The sequence below is a fragment of the Intrasporangium sp. genome (assembly GCF_035688975.1).
Taxonomy (GTDB): Bacteria; Actinomycetota; Actinomycetes; order Actinomycetales; family Dermatophilaceae; genus CALMNV01.
In genome coordinates this window covers 1-20,261 of the sequence record NZ_DASSMH010000002.1, presented here as the reverse complement: position 1 = coordinate 20,261, position 20,261 = coordinate 1, and the positions used below count along the sequence as shown (strand labels likewise).

The window sequence follows — 20,261 nt, the reverse complement described above, 5'->3', positions numbered from 1 at the left end:
GGGCTGGCCGCCGTGCTCACGCTGGCCGCCTGCTCGGGCCAGGCCACCGCCGAAGGGCCGCGCCCCGGCGCGACGGGGACGACCACCGCCACGTCAACCGCGACCTCGTCGAGGACCAGCTCCGTCACGCCCTCCTCGAGTCGGCCGACCACGTCCGCGACGCCTCCGAGCACGGCCACCGTGGACCCGGTCCTCGCCCGCATCCCGCCAGCGGCGCGGCCCGAAACCATGGAAGGCGCCGCCGCTTACGTGGCTTACTACTTCGAGCAACTCAACGCTGCGTCCCGCGCTGGCGACCCTGGACCCCTGCAAGGGCTTGCCAGCTCGCTATGCAAGACATGCGAGGCATTCCGCATGGGTGTAGATGATCTTCGCAAGAAAGGTGAACACTTCGGCGGGGACACCCTTCGAATTAACTATTCGACTGCCCAAGTATATTCAGACGCCGACCGCACGGTTCTCATCGATATCGTTCAGGTTGCCGTGCCAGTGGTCGACCGCACCGGGCGAAGGGTACGAATGACGACGCGTGGCAAAGGGGCGTTCGTAGCCACCGTGTCATTTGATCGCCATTGGATCATCGATCGACTTCAGGTAGCTAAGTGATGCATCTACAATTGCGGGGCGCAGCCTTTGCAGTTGCGCTTGCAGTCGCTCTTTTAGGTCCACCAACCGAGGCCAGTGCAGGTGATGGCTCGTGCCCGCCTGAGCGGGTGTTCGGATGCCAGGTCGATGAAGAGGCGGCGATCGTCGGCCTCCTCTCAAGGGACCGCGTTCGGGAGTTGCCCAAGTTCCCTGGCGACCGGGGCGAAGTGGTCCTGACAGTGCGGCCATCTGGCGCGCCCGTTTATCAGTACATGTCACTTAACGACTGCTCCCAGGCGCGGCCAGGTGGCTCGATGCAGGACGTGTCCTGCATGCGCGCGCTGCGCAGTTGCCCTCCCGGCCAACTGGGCCCCCTGCTCCGGATCTGGCGCAGGACTCTGGTGGCTGGTGCCCAAGTCGACCCCTGGCGGAGCGTGGGACTGACCTGCGCCTCCGACGTCGCACCCGGGGCCCGACCGACCGTCACCCTGGCCGACATCACCGCCGCGTTCATGCGCACCCCCTGGGCCAAACCCACCATCAGCACCCAACCAGCCGGCAACGTCACCCTCGTCAACCTGCCCACCTACTACCAGGTCACCTGGACCCGCGACGGCTTCCAACCCGACGAGGTCGACCAAGCCACCCTCGTCGGCGTCCGCGTCCACCTTCGCCCCAAGCTCCTCGGCTTCACCTACACCTTCGGCGACGGCGCCACCACCGGCCCCACCACCTCCACCGGCGGGGTCTACCCCGACGGCGACATCACCCACGTCTACCGCGCCCCCGGCGCCTTCGCCGTCCGGGTCAACACCACCTTCGGCGCCGACTACAGCCTCGACGGCCGCACCTGGGAGCCGATCCCCGACACCGTCACCGTCCCCGGCCCCACCACCATCGTCACTGTCCGCGAGGCCCGAGCCGTCCTCGTCAAGTAGCCACCCCGCCCCCCGGTGCCGCAAGCCAGCCGGGACACCCGCCGCCGTGGCAGACATGTCGCACCTCATGTCGCCCGCGGTGCTGCCAGGACGACAGCCACCGCGACCCGAGCCGCGACCTGAGCCGCGACCTGACCCCCCGACGTCGTGCATAGCCCCCTCGGCCGCCTACGCCAGGTCGCGTCGTCAGCCGTCGGCGCCGTGGTGGCAGACCGCCTCGACGTTGTTGCCGTCGGGGTCCCGGACGAAAGCCCCGTAGTAGCCCGGGTGATACTCCGGCCACAGCCGCGGCTCGTGCAGGGACTCGGCGCCGAGCTCCATGGCCTTGGCGTGGAAGGCCCGCACCGCAGCGGGGTCGGTCGCGGTGAACGCGACGTGCATCTCGCGGTTCGGCTCCGCACCCGACCACTCGGAGATCCAGAAGTGCGGGCTGCCCTCGCTGCCGTAGCCGATGGCCACGCCGAAGTCCATCTGCCGGCTGAAGCCCAGCACCCCCAGGACGCCGTCGTAGAAGCGGGCGCTGCCGGGCAGGTCCGAGCAGTTGATGCCGAAGTGGTCGATCATCCTCCAAGCCTAGGGCCATGCCCCGGCCATGACCCGGGACCGCACCCGCGACGGGCGACCCCACCGACGGGCGACCCCACCGACGGGCGACCCGGCAGACCCGGCGACCCGGCGATCCCCAGGCGAGGGATTGTGCTCCGCTGGATTCCTTGATCTGCTGGGCTCACCAGGTGGTTCGGCCCAGCAGGGACCGGGCCCCATGCGACTGGAGGTGCACATGACCAGTTCACCCGAGACCGCCCACGACCAGAGCGCGGGCGACGACGACACGCAGGGCGGGGCCACCGAGCAGCAGACCGGCATACGGTCCAGCGTCACCATCCCAGCCCCCCTCGCACAGGTGTGGCAGCACCTGATCAGCTCCCGCGGGACCGAGGCCTGGCTCGGCTCCGGTGCGGTGCTCGGCAGCAAGGGCGAGTCGTGGCATAGCCAGGAAGGACCACACGGTGTGGTCCGCAGCTACCACCCGCAGGAGCAGATCCGCGTGTCATGGCACGCGGACGACAACGCGCCGCCCACCATGGTGGACCTCCAGCTCGTTCCCGAAGGGACGGCCACGAGGCTCGACCTGCTGCACGACGGGCCCGACGTCCGCGGCTCGGCCGAGCACCAGAACCGCTGGGACGAGGCGCTGCAACGGCTCGCGCGCGGGTTGGACACCTGACGCGTCCACGCGCCCTCCTTGTCGACCTTCCACCGGTCGAGGAGGTCGCACGGATCCCACGTCGGCATCGTCCGCGTCATCGGTAGCGACCACCAGAGGAGGTCCCGCAGGACGCCATGGCGGCTCGGGTCGGGCGGCTCACTCCTGCTGCTGCCCCTCGAACGCGATCTCGGCCAGGCGCCCGGCGTTGTACGCCCGCACGGCCTGCTCCAACGCGGCGCGGTCGGTCAGGTCGGCGCCCTGCGCCTGCAACGCACGCAGGACCTGCGCCCCCGGACCGAACGACGACTCGTCCCCGGCGGCATCGCGGAACTCCGGGGTCAGCTCCCCGACCGTCGCCACCACGACAGCGATGTCGTCCTCGTCGAGGTTCCTGCGCCGCAGCGCGAACTCGACCCACGCGGCGAGCACGTCGGGCAGAGCCTGCCAGTCCGCAGGGTCGAGGACCACCTTGCGCAGCACCCAGTCAAGCAGGAAGCGCTCCACCTCCCCGGGGCTCCACGCGAGCACCCCACCCGGGAGGTAGCCGTCGCCGAAGTCGATGAACGTGTCGGCGAGCACCTCGACGACCTCCGCCGGGACCGACGGCACCACCTGGGCCGCATGCAGCGCGAAGGCGTCGAGCAGCTCTCGCCGCGCGTCGTCGGCGATGGGCGGCGCGCCGTGCTCGACGGCATACGGCCTGGCCCTCGCGAGCACGACGCTTCTGGCCTCCGCCGACTCCGGCCCCCACATCGGTGGAAAGTACAGGTCGGTCATGGTGATCGCGTCGTGGATCCGTGCCAGCGCCTCGCCCGGCTCGATCGCCTCGGCGTCCTCGCCGAGGTAGCCGGCCAGCTCGTGCACGTAGCCGGGCTGGACGAGCCCCGTTTCCGAGACGAGGAGGCCGCCCACCGTCGAGACGTGGGCCAGCAGCTCGTGCGGCTGCGGCGCGTCGTACGCCACGACGTAACTGATCTCGCTGCCCCACGGGTCGCTCACCCGCCAGGCCTCGCGCGGCTGCGGGACGCTCGGATGCGCCCACGGCGGCTCGGCCGGGAGGACGTGACGGTGGCCGGCGAGAAGCTCGTCGATGTATGCGGTGTCCTCCGGCCCGGTGAGGGTCCGCAGCGCGAGGAGGGCACGGTATGCCGCGTCGCCGGGCTCACCCGTCAGCCGCTCCGCCACCGCGCCCGCGAGGGACCGCTCGGGATGGCGGCCCCGGAAGCCGGCATCGGCCAGTTGGAGCCCGACCCAGCTGCTCGCCAGCATCTGCACCACGACCTCATCCTCGAGGTCGCTGAGCCGGGTCGCACCGCGCAGCACGCGATCGACGACGCCGATCTCCTTGGCAGCCGGGGGCCGCCGCTTCGGCTGGGCTCGACCGCGTCCTTTGGGGCGACCCTTGCTCTTGGGGCTCATGCCCCCAGTTCAGCACACGCCCGTCCGCATCCGGGCGGGCGGGCGGATCGCGAGGCGGATGAGCCCGCGTCGGGACCCGTCACTCCGCGCTGCTGATCGACTCCTTCATCTTCGCGATGGCGAAGCCCCATGCCTGACCCGGCTTCGCCTTCGGCGGGAGGGCCACCTCGGTCGGGTTCGTCCGCACGTCGAGCAGGGATGGCTGGCGCTCGGCGAGCGCCCACCGGACCGCCTCGTCGACCTCCCTGGCCGACGCGACTACCCGACTCGCGAGCCCCATCGCCGAGGCGACCGCCGCGAGGTCGGGGTTGTCGAGCGCCGTCCCGAACTCGGGCAGCCCGCCCTGCTCCTGCTCGAGCTTGACCATGCCCAGCTGCCCGTTGTCGAAGACCACGACGGTGAGCGGCAGGTCGTGCGTCACGGCGGTGCGCAAGTCTCCGAGGAGCATCATGAGGCCGCCGTCGCCGCACAGCGCGATGACCTGCCGCCGGCGATCGAGCGCCTGCGCGCCCAGCGCGTGCGGCAGGGCGTTGGCCATCGAGCCGAGGTTGAAGGAGCCGACGAGCCGGCGCGTGCCGCGCAGGTGGATGAGACGAGATGCCCACGCCGTGGACATCCCCGTGTCGACCGTGAAGATCGCGTCGTCGGCGGCATACCGGTCGACCGCCTCCGCGAGCGCCTCAGGCCGGATGCGTCCGTCAGGGTTGTCGGCCTTGGACCGCAGCCGGCCGAGGAGCCTCCTGTCGTGTCGGGGATCCGCGAGCCGGGCCTGGCCCTCCAGCCATCTCCCGTATGCCGCCCGCGACCTGTCGAGGTGGCTCCGGTCCCGCTTGCGCCGGGTGCCGATGAGCGGCAGGAGCGCCTGCAGGGTCTCCCTCGCCATGCCGACCAGGGCGTGGTCGACACCCGCGCGACGGCCGATGTGCTCCGGCCGCGAGTCGAGCTGGATGACCGTCTTGCCCGTGGGGATCCAGTCCCGGTAGGGGAAGTCCGTGCCCACGAGGAAGAGGACCTCGCAGTCGTCGAGGGCCTGTGCTGCCGCCGGGTTGCCGATGAGGCCGGTCTGCCCGAGCTGGAAGGGGTTGTCACGCTCGAGGCCCTCCTTGCCCTTCAGCGTGAGCACCATCGGGGCGGCGAGCCGGTCGGCGAGCTCGAGCACCTCGCCACGGGCCTCGCGCGCGCCCATGCCGACGAGCAGGGTCACCGGCCCGGCCTCGGCGAGCACGTCGGCCACGCCCCGGATCGCGGAGGGCGCGGGGGTGCTCGGGACGGCTGGGGGCGCGAAGCGCGGTGCCGGCGTCCCGTCCGGCAGCTCCACGTCACCGAGGTCCCCCGGCAGGGTCAGCACCGACACCCCGTGGTGCGAGACCGCGGAGTTGACCGCCTGCTCGAGCAGCTGGGGCAGCTGTGACGGCGAGGTGACCGTGCGCGCGAAGACCGCGACGTCCCGGAAGAGCAGGTCGTTGTCCACCTCCTGGAACATGTCGTTGCCGAGCTCGGCGACCGGGACCTGCCCGCAGACGGCGAGAACGGGGGTGCGCGACTTCTTCGCGTCGTAGAGGCCGTTGAGCAGGTGGATCGACCCCGGCCCCACGGTGCCCATGCACACGCCGAGCGTCCCGCTCAGCTGCGACTGGGCCGAGACGGCGAAGGCGCCGACCTCCTCGTGGCGCACCCCGATCCACTCCACGCGCCCGTCCTGTCGGATCGCCTCGGTGAGCGGGTTGAGGGCGTCGCCGACGACTCCCCACACAGAGCGCACGCCGAGATCACCCAGCGCCGTGACGATCATCTGCGCGACTGTGCTCATCCTGCTCTCCTGTCGATCTCGGCATGCCCCCCGGGCGTGCCCTTCCTACCCCGGACGGGCAGCCCTGACCGGTGCCGCGCCGGCACCGGTCAGGGCGGCGAAGGTCAGTCGTGCGCCGCGATGCGGACCGCGGCGGTGTAGATGTCCTGGTCGTTGGCGAAGGGCGCGTTGGGCGCCGAGCCTCCGCACACGGCCGGTGGCTTGCCCGGCGACCCCGTGCCGGGACAGAGGAACTCGTCCGGAGCGCGGGTGTCGGACCACACCGGGTATGCCGTGGTGTTGGTCGCCGCGACGGCGGCGTAGTCACCGTAGAAGGTGCCCAGGAACTCCGTCGGAGGCGGCATGGAGCCTGACGTGGCGCGGGTGTGCTCGAACTCGGGCCGCTCCCGCGAGGACGAGACGGTGATGTCGGAGAAGCCGGTCGTGTTGTCGCTGCCGTAGGCCCGGTCGTAGTAGCTGGTCACGAGCGTCCCGTTGGGCGTGAAGGTGGCGCCCTGCCAGAACTGGTCGGTGTGCTCGCGCCGGTCGCCGGTGCTCACCACGGGCAGACGACGTGGGTCGGTCGTCGTGCCGGTGAACGAGGACCCCTTGTTGCGCGAGACGCTGTAGAGGATGTCGTTGTTGCAGCCGCCGAACTTGACGCCGGTGAAGAGGTTGAGGCCGGTGTTCGCGAAACCCGTTGGCGTGCAACCGTGCCGCTCGTTGGAGTTGCGGTTGATGTAAGACCCGAAGGTGACGATGACACGGCTGGGGTCGGTGGGATCGGCGGCGCCGACCGGGTAGTTGACCGCACGGAAGATGGAGTTGACGCTGCGCCCCTTCTCCGGCACGCAGGAGCGGCCCGGGTTGGCGCCGCCCTGGTAGGTCGCGCAGTCAGGCAGGTCGTAGAAGTCGGCCACCTTGATCGGCGCGGAGAAGCTGGCGCCGCCGTCGGTCGAGCGGGACAGGAGCACCTGGTTGCGGTTGTCCTTGCCCGTCACGACGTTGTTGTAGTTGGCGTACACGACGTAGAGCGTGCCGTCCGGGCCGACGAAGGGCTGCGAGAACTGGTTCTCGTTGCAGCTGCCCTGGGGCGTCGGGATCCCGAACGTGTTCCCGCAGAGAGCACTTCCCCGGCTGACGAGGACGGGGCTGGAGAAGGACTCGCCGTAGTCCTTGGAGAACGCCTCGTAGATGTAGGCCGTGCCGTCGGCGGCGAAGGTCGTCCACGTGACGTAGACCCGGTCGGTGAAGGGGCTGTGTCTGCTGGTGTCCACGGTCATCAGCTGCTTGTCGAGCAGGACGTTGCCGGCACCCGCGGTGTCGTCGTGCACCGCGACCGGCCGCCCCGGGAAGTTGAAGGACGCGCCCTGCGTGTGCGTCGACCGGTAGACGTAGAAGGCGCTCGACTGGTCGCGGTTAGGCGACGCGGGCGTGCCCCGGTTGAACATCTGGCAGGACAGGTAGACGTTGCCCTTGGTGTCCCACGCCACCGACGTGTCGCCGGACGCCTGCCAGTACTCCCGGGCCGCGCCGACGAAGTCGCCCCTCGTGAAGTTGTTCGGCGTCGTGGTGTCGGCCCAGGTGCGCCCGGCGTCGAGCGAGTACGAGACCCCGCAGGTGCCGTCGCCCCGCCGGTAGTCGTTGTAGCTCGCCACGAGCTGGCGGTTGTCGTTCGGGTTGAGCGCAACCCACGTCTCGTTCTGCGCCTGGCCCCGGCCCTGCAGGTCGCTGTCGGTCAGGTTGAGGCAGTTGACGTTGACCTTGACATTGGAGCCGCGGTTGACCCGGCACCCGTTGGGGCCGGGCGACTGGGGCACGCGGGGCGGCGCGGCCCGCAGGGGGGCCGCGCTCCGCGCCTGGCCCTGGGCGCTCGCGTCGAGCTCGTGTGCGAGCAGCCCGGACACGAGACGTTTCTGGATCGGGTTGAGGCTCTGGAGGCCGAACGGCTGGGCCGAGGCCTGCGGGGATCCCAGCACGCTGATCGATGCCATGGCGAGCGCGGCCGCAGCGATCAGCGCGGTCGGCAGTCTCTTCTTCAACATGGATGTCTCTCTCGTCGACAGGTGGTTCGAGTCGACCGAGCCGCCCGCCTCGGGGTGCCCCTCCACCTCGCTTTCCCCCGCCCCCGGGGTCGGGCCACGACGCCACCGGGAAGGTGGTGGGGAAACTGGCCCGGAGATTCGACGGTAGTCCCGGCCGACGAATGCGACAACCTGGACCGCGCCTTCTCACCCAGCGTGGGCCACGAGGGTGGCTGTCGAGGGTGACACGCACCCCCCCGTCATGGTTCTCCACCCGGAGAGGCGCTCGTCGCGCACGGCCGCGAGCGAGCGGATGCGGCTCTTCCCGCGCTACCGTCGAGGGGTGTCCACCGTCACCCGGGGCGGGACGCCGCGGCATGCCGGGGGTGAGCCGGTCAGCGCCAACGACCTGACGATCCTCGCCGCCGACCGCGGCTGCGCCCCGATGAACATCGGCGCCGCCTTGGTCGTCGAGGGCGGGTCGGCCGTCGCTCCCGGCGACGTGCTGGCGCTGCTGCGCCGCCGCTCCGAAGCCGTGCCGAGGCTGCGCCAGCGGCTCCACCGGCCGCCTCTGGGCGGCGGCCGACCTGCGTGGGTCGACGACCCGGACTTCGACCTCGACGACCACTTTGCAGTGCGCGTGCTGCCCGAAGCGCTGGGCGGGGCCCAGAGGAACGCGGGCGCGACCGCTGGCCTGGGGCACGCGCCCCCGGCCCCCACCGACGTGGACGACGCGGTGCTGACCGCCCTCGCCGAGCTCGTCTGCCAGGCCCTCCCCCGCGACCGCCCGCTCTGGCGCTCCTGCTGGATCACTGGTCTCCCGTCGGGGGACGCCGCCCTCGTCGTCGCCGTCCACCACGTCATGACGGACGGACAGGGCGGCTTGGCCCTGCTCGCCGGCCTCGTCGACGAGCCGACGACCCCGGCGTCCCAGGGCTCCCCCGCCTCGCGACGCGGCGCAACCGCATCGGGCGATCACCGAGAGCAGGTCCTCGACGATCGCCGTACGAACACGACCTCGAGGACCCGCTGGCGGACGTCGCTCCAGGGGCTTCGTGAGCTCGGGCTGGTCGGCTCCCGCCCCCACTTGGCTCCCCGCACGTCGCTCAACCGGCCGACCGGCCCGCACCGGCGGCTGAGCGCCGTGGCCTTCCCGCTCGCCCGGATCATCGAGGCGGCGCACGCCCGGTCCTGCACGGTCAACGACCTCGTGCTCACCGCTGTCGGGGGTGCCCTCGGGCAGTTCCTGGCGGCACGCGGCGAGCACCCGCCCTCGCTGACGATCTCGATCCCCGTCTCGGCGCGGCCGTCGGGTCCGAGCTCGTCGCTCGGCAACCAGACAGGGGTCGCCCCGGTCGTCGTCCCGGCCTTCGGCGACCCCGAGGTGCGGCTCGCAGCAGTCGTCGCGGCCACCCGGCGCCTGCACCATCCGGGCGGGAGGGTGCCGGCCCGGCGGAGCTCGCGGCCGGGCGCGATCAGCCACGGCCGGGGTGCGTCGTCCGGCCCGCTGGGAGTGGCCTTCCGTGCACTCGCGTCCGTCGGCGCCTTCCAGCCGTTCATCGACCACCAGCGCCTGGTGAACACGTTCGTGACGAACGTGCGGGGGCCAGCCGACCCGTTCCGTCTCGCCGGTCACCCGGTCTCGCAGGTCGTGCCGGCCGCCGTGACGCCCGGAAACGTCGGGGTCACCTTCGACGTGCTGTCCTACGCCGGTGGGCTCCTCATCAGCGTGGTCTCGGACCCGCGTCTGCTCCCGGATCCGAGTGAGCTCCTGACGGACCTCGAGGCCGAGATGGCCTGGCCGGCGGTCCGCTAGCCGCGGCGTGGCTGCTCCTTGCGGGGTGCGTATGCCGCCCAGCCGCGCGGAACCGGCAGGGCGGCATACGGCGTCGGTGGTCAGGCCACGCGTTCCTGCGGCGCGTTCTCCGACGTCTTGGCCGGGTCGCGCTCGACGACGTCACCGAGTGCCTCGTCGATCTTGACCATCAGCTCGGGCTCGAGCCTGACGCCGGCGGCCTTGACATTCTCGGCCACCTGCTCCGGGCGCGAGGCGCCGACGATCGCGGCGGCGACGTTGCGGTGCTGCAGCACCCACGCCACCGCGAGCTGGGCCATCGTGAGGCCCGCCTCGTCCGCGAGCGGCGCGAGGCCCTGCACCCGCTCCAGCACGTCATCTCGCAGGAAGCGCTTGATCATGTCCGCGCCGCCCTTCTCGTCCGCGGCGCGGGAGCCCTCCGGCGGCCGCTGGCCGGGCAGGTACTTGCCCGACAGGACGCCCTGGGCCATCGGGCTCCACACGATCTGGCTGACGCCGAGCTCCTCGCAGGTGGGGATCACCTCGCCCTCGATGACCCGCCACAGCATCGAATACTGCGGCTGGCTCGAGATCAGCTGGAATCCAAGCTCTTTCGACAGCTTGACGCCCTCGCGGATCTGGTCCGCGGTCCACTCGCTGACGCCGATGTAGAGGGCCTTGCCTTGCCGGACAATGTCGGCAAAGGCCTGCATCGTCTCCTCGAGCGGCGTCTCGGGGTCGTAGCGGTGCGCCTGGTAGAGGTCCACGTAGTCGGTCTGCAGGCGCCGCAGCGAGCCGTTGATCGACTCGAGGATGTGCTTGCGCGACAGGCCGGTGTCGTTCTTGCCCCCCGGCCCGGTGGGCCAGAAGACCTTGGTGAAGATCTCCAGGCTCTCGCGTCGCTCGCCCTTGAGCGCCTCCCCGAGCACGCTCTCGGCCTTGGTGTTCGCGTAGGTGTCGGCCGTGTCGAAGCTCGAGATGCCCACGTCGAGCGCGGCCCGCACGCACTGCGTGGCGACGTCGTTCTCCACCTGCGATCCGTGCGTGAGCCAGTTGCCGTAGGTGATCGCGGAGATCTTGAGTCCGCTGTTGCCGAGGTATCGGAATTCCATGTCGCACACCGTATGCCGCTGGGGCCGCCGGCGGGGGCAGGGGCCGTCGCTAGGGTGCCGTGGTCGTCGACGCCGGGGCCGTGGCGCTCGGGGAGGGCGTCGTGGCGGCGGTGGAGGGAGTCGTCGCCGACGCGGCCGGAGTTGTGGCAGTGGCACTCGGTGTCGCCTGGATCGGGACGGCCGGGGCCGAAGTGAGGCTCTGCGTGGGTGTGACGCCGGTCGCGCTCGGTGTGGAAGCGACCGGGGCCCGGACCTCGGAGGCCCCGTCCTGGGACGCCGAGGGTGTGTCTGATCCGCCTGACCTACCGATGGACCCGCCCTCGACGGCCCGGCCGATCGACGTGCCGGCACCGCTGCTGTCGGAGACCGGATGACCGAGCGCGCCCTCGAGTGCCGTGATGCCGCCGAGCGCGAGCGCCGCTGCCGCGACGACTCCGGCGGCCAGGCCGGCCCAGGGCTGCCATCGGCGGGCGGCCGATGGCGTCTGGAGGGCGGCCGCCTCCACCACGAGCAGGTCGCGCTTCGACCGGTCGGTCACCACGCGAGGCCGGACCTCGCGGAGGCGGGTGCCCGCACGGCTCAGAGACCGCTCGTAGACCGCCGAGCCGATCGTGGCGATCAGCGAGCCGACGAGGGCGCCGATGATGGTGCCGGCCACTCCCAGGAAGGAGGCGGCCAGGGCAGACGTCGCCGCCGCCAGGGCGCTGCCGAGGACCTGGGTCAGGCTGAGTCCGAGGAAGGCTCGGGCTGGTGGCGATTCGGGCGCGTCCGCGTGGCGGGTGGTGCTGGGGGTGCTGGTGATGACGGGCGGCATGGTGCGTGGGGAACTCTCTCGACGCTGGGTCTGGCTCACGTCCGCCACCCTTGCCGGACCGGGATGACCTCCACGTGGCTGCGTGCAGCCATCTGTTGGAAGTCGCTGGTCGCCCCCATCCTACCGGGGCGCGTCGGTGCCCGTGACCGGACAGCTGGCCCACGCTGGTCGGTCGGAACGCTGCGCGTCGGAACCCTGCGCGTCAGTCGAGGCGCGGATCCACCCCCTGTCGGCCACGGCACGCCACCCATGTCGGACGACATAGCAGCGGGGCCCTGCTCGACCCGTTCAACCAGCGCCTCCGGGAGCTGCGCACCCCCGCCGTCCTGCTGTCCGGCGACGCGGATGAGGGCCCGCTCTGGCCCATGGCGACCATGTCGGCCCGGCCACCGGGTAGGGTCCTGGTCGCCCGCCGGGGGACGAAACCCCGGCTGATCCACCTTGCTCGCCCGTGACCCGTTGTGGTCCGCAGACAAAGGAGACCACCCATGGCAGTGACCAGCTTCCAGGACCTCCCGCTCGCCGAGCGTGACCGGCACTGGGACGGTGACGCCGCCGAGTCCCGGGTGCGCACGTGGGCCCACGCCGAGGACGGCCCCAACGAGCGCTACCGCGACGCGCACGTGTGGTACGACGCGGCGAAGAAGGACAACTTCACGGCATACAAGCTGCTCATCGCCGACGTCGTCGACGACAGGCTCGTCGCCGTCCCGCGCGCCGTGATGGCCGCGGCCGCCGTGATGCAGGGCTCCCGCGGCGGAATCGACTTGCCTGACAAGGACATCGACCGCGTCAAGAGCCATCTCGCCAGGTACTACAAGAAGATGGGCGACACGGCTCCCTGGCAGGACGCCGGCTGAGCGTGCCCGCCCGCGCCGCCACGGCCTTGCCCCGCAAGGACTACCTGCCGAGGACCACGCTCACTGTCGTGTCCTCTTGGCACCCGGGCAGCGCGCGGATGCCCCACCGGCCCTTGTAGCCGTTGCCGGAGAAGTTCGACTCGGCGTCGCCCTCCTCCACCTCACCCCCGGAGAGGGTCCAGCCACGGGTGGAGAAGGCCGCCCGAAGGTCCCCGAGCGTGTCCTGGAAGCCCCTCGGAGACACCGCGCTGACGACGGTGCGGTCGCCGCTCCGCGCCTCCACGGACGTGATGACATAGCCCGCTGGCAGCCGGGCGGCGTCCGGGTAGGTCGCGGGCAGCGAGACCGCGCGGGCGTCCTCGGCGCAGACCTCCGATGCATCGGCCTCGCCGGCCTGCCCGTTCGCCCGGCTGGACGTCTGCGCGGCGGGGGCGCCCGCACCTGGGGCTGCCCGGTCGACGGGAACGGTCGATGCCGTGGTCCCGCAGCCCGGGAGGAGCCCGACGAGGGCGAGGGACGCCACCGTCACCGGGTTGACCGGCCAGCGCTGACGCGCCCTCACCGGACGACGACGATGCTGCGCTTGTTGTCCGACTCGTTCGACTCGCGGACCGTGTTGGCCGGGTCGGCGACGACGAGCACCGTATGCCGCCCGGTGTCGAGCTTGACCGCCGGGAACGTCACGGTCCTGGAGCCGCCCGGCGCGAGGTCGGACGGCGCCGAGGTCGCGACCGCGACGCCGTCGACGAGCAGCCGCAGGGTCGCGGCCTTCGCCACGGCAGTGCCGGTGTTGGCGAGCGTCGAGGCGACCACGAAGGAACCCTTGACCTTGGTGGCGGTCAACGTCGTGGGCGTCAGGTTGGGCAGCCGGTCGAAGGCGGCATACAGGGTGTTGCCGGTCTGCTGACGCGCGATGGTCGCGTAGGCGTCGAAGTTCTGCGCGCCTCCGGGCTGCGCGCAGGCCCCCGTGCAGCCGTCGGCGTAGCCGACCTCGACGCGGCCGGCCTTGTCGACCGTGGCGTCCATGAAGTCGAGCAGGTTGCGGTCGTTGCCACACGTCGTCCCGCCCGTGCAGATCGACCCGCGCTGCACGGGGTCGCTCGGCGTGGTGTCGACGGTCACCCACGACTTCCCGCCGTCGTAGGTGGTCGCGACGTAGAGGTGCCACTCGCCCCTGAAGTTCGTGGCGTCCTGGTAGTTGCCGGGCGTCGTCGTGCCGAGGAAGGCGAAGGAGGCGCGGTCGTCGTCGCCCGCCACGACGGCGGGGAAGACGACGTTGGCGACGCCGAGGGCCGCGCCGACGTTCTGGTCGTCGGTCCAGGTCCTGCCCTTGTCGCGGCTGACCGCGACCCGGGCCGTGCCGTCGGCCGCCTGGTAGCCCAGGTAGACGGTGCCGTTGGCGCCGATCCCGACGCTCGGGTCCGAGTCGCCGGCCGTGCTGGCCGGGTGCTTGCGGAGCGCCCAGGTCGTGCCGCCGTCCTCGGACACGGCCACGGCCTGGTTGCCGCCGCAGCCCTTGTTGGGCACGTAGACCGTGCCGTCCGGAGCCACCTTGACGTGGCCGTGCAGGCCACCGCAGTCGAGCAGCGAGTACATCGGCACGGCCGGTCCGAACGTGACTCCGCCGTCGCGGCTCGCGGCGCAGCTGGCGTCGGCGATGTCCTGGCTGCAGTAGTAGACCGCGTGGGGGTAGGCGCTTGTCGGCAGCGGTCCGACCCCTGCGGGGTAGGGGCCGCCCCCGACGGTCTGGTGGTCGACCCCGGAGTTGAGGCCCCCGCCCTGGCTCGGAGCCCACGTCTTGCCGTCGTCGTCCGAGTAGCACATCAGGGAGGTCTTGCCCGCCAGCTGGCTCTCGAAGACGCGGCCCGTCGTGGGGTCAGTGAAGCCGATGGGGTCGAGGGAGGTCGTGCCGCCGGTGGCGCAGCCGTTGGCGGCGGTGGCAGAGGCGTTGCTCCACGTCACCTTCGCGGGCGAGACGCTGTCGTCCCACGTCGCCCGGTAGGTCTCGTAGAGCGCCTGGTAGAAGGTCGCGCCGGTCCTGTGGCTGCTGCCGATGGACGGCTCGCCGGCGTCGTGGGCACGCCGGAAGGTCTCGGGGGCACCGTACTGGCTGTAGGTCGGCGGGGTTGCGGTGCTCGGCGCCGGGTTCGGCGGCACGTCCGTGAGCGTGGCGGTGCCGGTGATCGACTGGCCGAGCGGTGCGAAGGGCACCACGCGGACCGTGTAGTCACCGCTGGTCGGCGGGACGACCATGACCTCGGGATCGGAGCTGGACGCGGCGGACGCCACGACCGCACCCGAGGCGTCGAGGAGGTAGACGTCGAAGTCGGCCGCCGCCTGCGGCCACGCGACCTTGACGGTCAGCTGGTGGCTGCTGCCGTAGCCCGCCGGGGTGGTGACGTGGAGCCGGAAGTCGTCGCACAGGCCAGGCCCGCACACCACGTCACCGGCGGTCCCCGTGACGTTCGGGGTCACGAATGGCCCAGCAGTCCACTGCACGGATCGGGAGGTGTCGGTGACCGAGCCGCTGGTCGGGGTGGCTGCAACGGCCGGGCCGATGGGCCCCAGCGCCAGGGCGCTCATGGCCACGAGGGCAGGGAGCATCCCACGGTGGCTCCGCACTCGACCAAGCCGTGGTGAGAGGGACATCTGGTCGACTCCTCGCGTAGGGGACACGACGACGGTGGTCGTCGTGACATGTCCGGCTGCCTTCGGCGAACCCACCACCGACCTGTCCAACGACCCAGGTGCGGCCGAGGATACGAGATCGTCGGTCAAGAGACGGTCAAGCGATCCCCAAGACCTGCGGCCAGACCCTGCCGTGCCGGAGACCGTCGCGGAGGATGGGCCGGGTGAGCCTGGTCATGGCGGTGCTCGGCACCGCAATCGTCGACATGACGTGGGCGAGCGTGCACCCGTGGAGCGCAGCGCCGAAGAGGCGTGGCCGGACTTCCGCGGGTGGCGGGTCAACGACGAGGCGGTCGCCTACGCGCTGGCCCAGCGCCTCGACGTCGTGCCGGCGCCGTGGACGGGATCGCGGCGCACGGGCGACGCCCCGGTGGAGCCCGCCTGCCCGGGGCTGATCTGCGCCGCGGGGCGCGGCATACCTGCCCCGGGCACAGTCAGAGCGAGAGTCCCACGTACTTCGTCTCGAGGTACTCCTCGATCCCCTCCGGTCCCCCCTCGCGGCCGAAACCGGACGCCTTGACGCCCCCGAAGGGCGCCGCAGGGTTGGAGACGATGCCTTGGTTGACGCCCACCATCCCGAACTCAAGCGCCTCGCTGACCCGCAGAGCACGCGAGAGGTCACGCGTGAAGACGTAGGCGACCAGGCCGTACTCGGTGTCGTTGGCCCGGGCCACGGCCTCCGACTCTGTCGCGAACGTCGACACCGGCGCAACCGGCCCGAAGATCTCCTCGCGCGTCAGCGCCGCGTGGAGAGGAACGTCGGTCAGCACGGTGGGCGCGAAGAAGTAGCCCTGCTCGCCGACCGGCTTGCCGCCGCACAGCAGCCGCGCCCCCCTGGCGACGGCGTCGTCGACGAGCGCGCCGACCTTGGCCAGGGCCTTGGCGTCGATGAGCGGACCCACCTCGACGCCGGGCTCGGTCCCGCGACCGACCACGAGCGCCGACATGCGTTCCGCCAGCCTCCGGGTGAACTCCCCTGCCACCGACTCGTGCACGAGGAACCGGTTCGCGGCCGTGCACGCCTCCCCCATGTTGCGCATCTTGGCCTGCAGGGCACCGTCGACGGCCGCGTCGAGGTCCGCGTCCTCGAAGACGACGAAGGGCGCGTTGCCACCCAGCTCCATCGACACCCGGAGCAGCTGCTGCGCCGACTGCTCCACGAGCACCCGGCCCACCGGGGTCGAGCCGGTGAAGGTCAACTTGCGGGTGCGCGGGTCACGGACGAGCGGCTCGATGACCTCGGCCGTCCGCGTCGTCGTGATGACGTTGAGGACGCCGCCGGGCAGGCCGACCTCGCGGAACACGTCCGCCAGCGCCAGCATCGTCAGTGGAGTCTGGGTGGCCGGCTTGACGACCATGGTGCACCCGGCGGCGACCGCGGGGCCGATCTTGCGGGTGCCCATCGCCAGCGGGAAGTTCCACGGAGTGACCATGAGCGTCGGGCCGACCGGTTGGCGCACGGTGAGGAGCCGGGTCGCACCGTTCGGCGCTGTCGCCCACCGGCCCGAGACGCGCACCGCCTCCTCCGAGAACCACCGGAGGAACTCCGCGCCGTAGGCGACCTCTCCGCGCGACTCGGCGAGCGGCTTGCCCATCTCGAGGGTCATGAGGGTCGCGAAGTGTTCCGCCCGCTCGGTGACCAGCTCGTATGCCGCGCGCAGCAGGTCGGCGCGCTGCCGGGGCGCGACGGCAGCCCACGACGCCTGGGCCTCGTGGGCCGCGGCGAGCGCGTCCTGGCCGTCGGCCACCGTGGCGTCGGCGACCCTCGTCAGGGTGGCGCCCGTCGCGGGGTCCTCGACGGGCACCACGGCGCCGTCGGCCGACGACCGCCACGTGCCATCGATGAGCAGGCCGGTGGGCACCGAGGCGACGGTCGTCCGCTCGTCGGCGCCGAGGCTCATCGATCGCCCCCGTCGAGCACGGTGAGGAAGGCGTCCTCGAGGATGTCGAGACCCTCGTGGAGCAGCTCGTCCGAGATCGTCAGCGGCGGCAGGAACCGCAGCACGTTGCCGAAGGTGCCGGCGGTGAGGGTGACGAGACCCTCGCGGTGGCAGTGCGCGCTGACGGCGGCGGTGAGCGCCGCGTCCGGGCTGCGGTCCCCGCTCCCCACGACGACCTCGACGGCCACCATGGCCCCACGCCCGCGGATCTCACCGATGACGCCGACCTTGTCGGCCAGCTGCTCGAGGCGGCTGCGGAGCACGTCGCCGATCTGCCGAGCGCGGCCGCACAGGTCCTCCTCCTCCATCGTCGCGATGGCGCCCAGCGCCGCCGCGCACGCGACGGGGTTGCCGCCGTAGGTGCCGCCCAGCCCGCCGGGATGGACGGCGTCCATCACCTCGGCGCGCCCGGTGACCGCGGCGAGCGGCATACCGCCCGCAATGCCCTTGGCGGTCGTGATGAGGTCGGGCACGACGCCCTCGGCGTCGCATGCGAACCAGTCACCGGTCCGACAGAAGCCGGTCTGGATCTCGTCCGCGATGAACAGGGCTCCGTGCTCCTGGCACCACCGGGCGATGCGCTCCAGCCACCCCGCGGGGGGCACGATGAAGCCGCCCTCGCCCTGGATGGGCTCGACGATGACTGCCGCGACGTTCTGCTCCCCCACCTGGGTGTGGACCTGGGCCGCGAACGCGGCGAAGGCCTCCTCGGCCACGTGCTCGCGGTCCCCGGGCCACCGGAAGGGGTAGGCCATCGGCGCCCGGTGGACCTCCCCGGCGAAGGGCCCGAACCCCTGCTTGTAGGGCAGGTTCTTGGCTGTGAGGGCCATCGTCAGGTTGGTCCGCCCGTGGTAGGCGTGGTCGAAGGCGACGATGGTGGAGCGGCCGGTGTAGGCCCGGGCGATCTTGACGGCGTTCTCGACCGCCTCGGCGCCGGAGTTGAAGAGGGCCGAACGCTTCTCGTGCGAGCCGGGGGTCAGGGCGGCGAGCTTCTCGCACACCTCGAGGTACTCCTCGTAGGGCGTCACCATGAAGCACGTGTGCGTGAACCGCTCGACCTGCCCCTGCACGGCCTCGACGACGCGCGGCGCCGACGCGCCCACGGTCGTGACGGCGATGCCGGACCCGAAGTCGATGAGGTGGTTGCCGTCGACGTCGACGAGGATGCCGCCGCCGGCCCGGTCGATGTAGACCGGCAGACCGGTGCTCACTCCCGCCGAGACGGCGGCTTCCTTGCGCGCCTGGAGGGCGCGCGACCGGGGTCCGGGCAGCTCGGTGCGCAGCTCGCGGCGTTGCGTTATCGGGGTCATCGACCGTTCCTTTCACCAGCGGGTATGCCGTGCCTCGACTCCCGCTTCCTGCCTCAGGATGGCGACGGCTCTGCCATGCTGTCCAATGCCTGTTTCACACGTATCCGATGCCCAGGAGGCATGGCCTGTCGTGGACCTGCGGCTTCTTCGCTACTTCGTGACCATCGCGCACGCCGGGACGGTCACGGCCGCCGCGGCAGAGCTGCACCTGACCCAACCCGCCCTCTCGCGTCAGGTCCGTCAGCTGGAGCGACAGCTCGGGGTCGACCTCTTCGCGCGCAGGGAGGGACGGCTGCGCCTCAGCGCCGCCGGCGAGGAATTCCTGCCCATCGCGGAGCGGCTGCTGTCGCAGGCGGAGGCGGCTCGGGCGGCCGCCCGAGCCATCGCCGCGGGACGGCTCGAGCAGATCACCATCGCCGCCCCGGGCACGACCCTCACCGATGTGGTCGCCCCCTTCCTGGCGACTCTGACCTCTGACGACCCCATGCCCGCGGTGTGGGAGGAGGTGCCGACCTCCGTCTACGCCACCCTGGGCCGCGGCGCCGACCTCGCCATCGGCACGACCCCCCCGGCCAGCCCGATCGCGGGAATCCCCCTCGCCGAACTGCCGGTGTGGGCCTACGTGCCGGCGGGACACCCGTGGTCCGGGAAGGCGGCCGTCTCCATCGAGGAGCTGGTGAGCGAGACGCTGCTCGTGCAGTCACGCGAGTTCCACCCTCGACGCGCCCTCGACCACGCAGCGGCCGCCGCTGCGCTCGCCTACGCGAGGGTGCACGAGTTCGGCACGGCCGAGGTGGCGCAGGCCGTCGCCGCGTCCGGCCGGGGCGTCGCGGTGGTGTCGGATGACCCCCGCTTCGGACTGCGTCCTCTCGCCATCGACGGCCCCAGCGGCCCGATCAGCATCCGGCTGTATGCCGCCTGGGAGCCGAACCACCACGGCAGGGCCACGATCGAGGCGCTCGCACGCAGGCTGGCCGACTTCTGCGTCGCGCGGTACGGCGAACAGGTCGCGCCGCCGCGCCCCTCCCGTGCTGGCCACGGGCGGTCCCCGGGCGCCGTGGCGAACCCGCCCACCTGAGGTGGACGTGATCCTTCACTGCCGGGGACGTGGGCCCTCCCCAATGTGCACCCACCCCCGGCGCGCACGGCCCGCCCCCCGCTCCCCACCTCGAGTGGCCACTTCCGTTCACCCCCGGGGGCGCGCTCGCCCCGCTCGCACCTCGAGTGGCCACTTCCGTTCACCCCCGGGGCGCGCACGGTCGCGCCCGCCCCCGCTCACGCTCACCACCTCGAGTGGCCACTTCCGTTCACCCCCCGGGGGCGCGCTCGCCCGCCCCCGGGCGCGCTCGCTTACCCCCTGCGGGCGGTGGCCGGCGGGGGGTGCGGGGCGCGGTGGCTACAGGTGCCAGGTCACGGTGGTGGCGGTGATGGTCGGGACCAGGTCGTGGGCATGGACATAGGTGTGGTGCCGAGGGCAGAGCAGGCACGTGTTCAGCAGCGAGGTCTTCCCCCCACGGCACCAGTGCCGCCCGTGGTGCGCGTCGGCCCACTGCGCCGGGACGGTGCACCCCGGGAAGGTGCACCCCCGGTCCCGCTGCCACAACGCCACCCGCAGCCCCTTGGTCACCAGCCGCCATTCCCGCCCCACATCCAACGGTTGGCTCTTGCCACCGAGCACCATCGGGATGACCGCCGCGTCACACGCCAGCCGGCGCACCGTCTGCGGCGAGAGGACATCGCCTGACAACGTGACACCCGCTCCGCCGAGCGCACCGGT

General features: G+C 71.8%; 17 protein-coding genes. 6 read left to right on the top strand and 11 right to left on the bottom strand.

The genetic code is table 11. The annotated features are described in order from the left end of the window. The first annotated feature begins 180 nt into the window (after window positions 1-180). Window positions 181-606, top strand: coding sequence for a DUF6318 family protein (locus tag VFJ94_RS00165; RefSeq protein WP_325002142.1), 426 nt, complete (start codon window positions 181-183; stop codon window positions 604-606). A gap of 413 nt (window positions 607-1,019) precedes the next feature. Next, complete coding sequence (locus VFJ94_RS00160) at window positions 1,020-1,523, top strand: hypothetical protein (RefSeq protein WP_325002141.1); 504 nt, start codon at window positions 1,020-1,022, stop codon at window positions 1,521-1,523. A gap of 186 nt (window positions 1,524-1,709) precedes the next feature. Here VFJ94_RS00160 and VFJ94_RS00155 read toward each other — a convergent pair whose 3' ends face one another. Next, on the bottom strand, window positions 1,710-2,087 hold the full coding sequence (locus VFJ94_RS00155) for a VOC family protein (protein ID WP_325002140.1): 378 nt from the start codon (window positions 2,085-2,087) through the stop codon (window positions 1,710-1,712). A 217-nt stretch (window positions 2,088-2,304) separates the two neighbouring features. Here VFJ94_RS00155 and VFJ94_RS00150 point away from each other — a divergent pair, with 217 nt between their 5' ends. Next, complete coding sequence (locus tag VFJ94_RS00150; protein WP_325002139.1) at window positions 2,305-2,751, top strand: SRPBCC domain-containing protein; 447 nt, start codon at window positions 2,305-2,307, stop codon at window positions 2,749-2,751. A 138-nt stretch (window positions 2,752-2,889) separates the two neighbouring features. Here the strand turns inward: VFJ94_RS00150 and VFJ94_RS00145 are convergent, their stop codons facing one another. From VFJ94_RS00145 to VFJ94_RS00135, 3 genes are all read right to left on the bottom strand, one after another. Next, on the bottom strand, window positions 2,890-4,152 hold the full coding sequence (locus VFJ94_RS00145) for a hypothetical protein (RefSeq protein WP_325002138.1): 1,263 nt from the start codon (window positions 4,150-4,152) through the stop codon (window positions 2,890-2,892). A 79-nt stretch (window positions 4,153-4,231) separates the two neighbouring features. Next, on the bottom strand, window positions 4,232-5,962 hold the full coding sequence (locus VFJ94_RS00140) for a thiamine pyrophosphate-dependent enzyme (protein ID WP_325002137.1): 1,731 nt from the start codon (window positions 5,960-5,962) through the stop codon (window positions 4,232-4,234). A gap of 104 nt (window positions 5,963-6,066) precedes the next feature. Next, window positions 6,067-7,986: a sialidase family protein gene (locus VFJ94_RS00135; RefSeq protein ID WP_325002136.1), complete on the bottom strand. Its 1,920-nt coding sequence runs from the start codon at window positions 7,984-7,986 to the stop codon at window positions 6,067-6,069. Between the two features lie 241 nt (window positions 7,987-8,227). On the opposite strand from VFJ94_RS00135, the gene VFJ94_RS00130 reads away from it, so the two are divergent. Then, window positions 8,228-9,781 (top strand): wax ester/triacylglycerol synthase domain-containing protein, encoded by a 1,554-nt coding sequence (locus tag VFJ94_RS00130; RefSeq protein ID WP_325002135.1) that lies wholly within the window; start codon window positions 8,228-8,230, stop codon window positions 9,779-9,781. Between the two features lie 80 nt (window positions 9,782-9,861). Here the strand turns inward: VFJ94_RS00130 and VFJ94_RS00125 are convergent, their stop codons facing one another. After that, window positions 9,862-10,872, bottom strand: a complete 1,011-nt coding sequence (locus VFJ94_RS00125) for an aldo/keto reductase family protein (RefSeq protein ID WP_325002134.1) — start codon at window positions 10,870-10,872, stop codon at window positions 9,862-9,864. Window positions 10,873-10,921: 49 nt separating this feature from the next. Continuing rightward, window positions 10,922-11,725: a hypothetical protein gene (locus VFJ94_RS00120; RefSeq protein ID WP_325002133.1), complete on the bottom strand. Its 804-nt coding sequence runs from the start codon at window positions 11,723-11,725 to the stop codon at window positions 10,922-10,924. A 449-nt stretch (window positions 11,726-12,174) separates the two neighbouring features. Here VFJ94_RS00120 and VFJ94_RS00115 point away from each other — a divergent pair, with 449 nt between their 5' ends. Next, complete coding sequence (locus VFJ94_RS00115) at window positions 12,175-12,546, top strand: hypothetical protein (RefSeq protein ID WP_325002132.1); 372 nt, start codon at window positions 12,175-12,177, stop codon at window positions 12,544-12,546. A gap of 40 nt (window positions 12,547-12,586) precedes the next feature. On the opposite strand, the gene VFJ94_RS00110 is transcribed toward VFJ94_RS00115, so the two are convergent. From VFJ94_RS00110 to gabT, 4 genes are all read right to left on the bottom strand, one after another. Next, window positions 12,587-13,108: a hypothetical protein gene (locus VFJ94_RS00110; protein ID WP_325002131.1), complete on the bottom strand. Its 522-nt coding sequence runs from the start codon at window positions 13,106-13,108 to the stop codon at window positions 12,587-12,589. Beyond that, a complete protein-coding gene (locus tag VFJ94_RS00105; RefSeq protein ID WP_325002130.1) occupies window positions 13,105-15,129 on the bottom strand; it encodes a CARDB domain-containing protein in 2,025 nt (674 codons plus the stop codon). Before VFJ94_RS00105 ends, VFJ94_RS00110 begins: the two co-directional genes overlap by 4 nt. Window positions 15,130-15,668: 539 nt before the next feature. After that, window positions 15,669-17,135: an NAD-dependent succinate-semialdehyde dehydrogenase gene (locus VFJ94_RS00100; RefSeq protein WP_325002129.1), complete on the bottom strand. Its 1,467-nt coding sequence runs from the start codon at window positions 17,133-17,135 to the stop codon at window positions 15,669-15,671. After that, window positions 17,132-18,484 carry a 4-aminobutyrate--2-oxoglutarate transaminase gene (gene gabT / locus VFJ94_RS00095; protein ID WP_325002128.1) on the bottom strand — a complete coding sequence of 451 codons (1,353 nt, stop codon included), beginning with the start codon at window positions 18,482-18,484 and terminating at the stop codon, window positions 17,132-17,134. The genes VFJ94_RS00100 and gabT overlap by 4 nt, the downstream gene beginning before the upstream one ends. A 130-nt stretch (window positions 18,485-18,614) precedes the next feature. Between gabT and VFJ94_RS00090 the strand changes: the two genes are divergently transcribed. Further along, complete coding sequence (locus VFJ94_RS00090; RefSeq protein ID WP_325002127.1) at window positions 18,615-19,562, top strand: LysR family transcriptional regulator; 948 nt, start codon at window positions 18,615-18,617, stop codon at window positions 19,560-19,562. A gap of 318 nt (window positions 19,563-19,880) precedes the next feature. Here the strand turns inward: VFJ94_RS00090 and VFJ94_RS00085 are convergent. Then, window positions 19,881-20,261, bottom strand: a 381-nt coding sequence (locus VFJ94_RS00085) for an HNH endonuclease signature motif containing protein (protein ID WP_325002126.1), incomplete at its 5' end; no start/stop codon positions are given.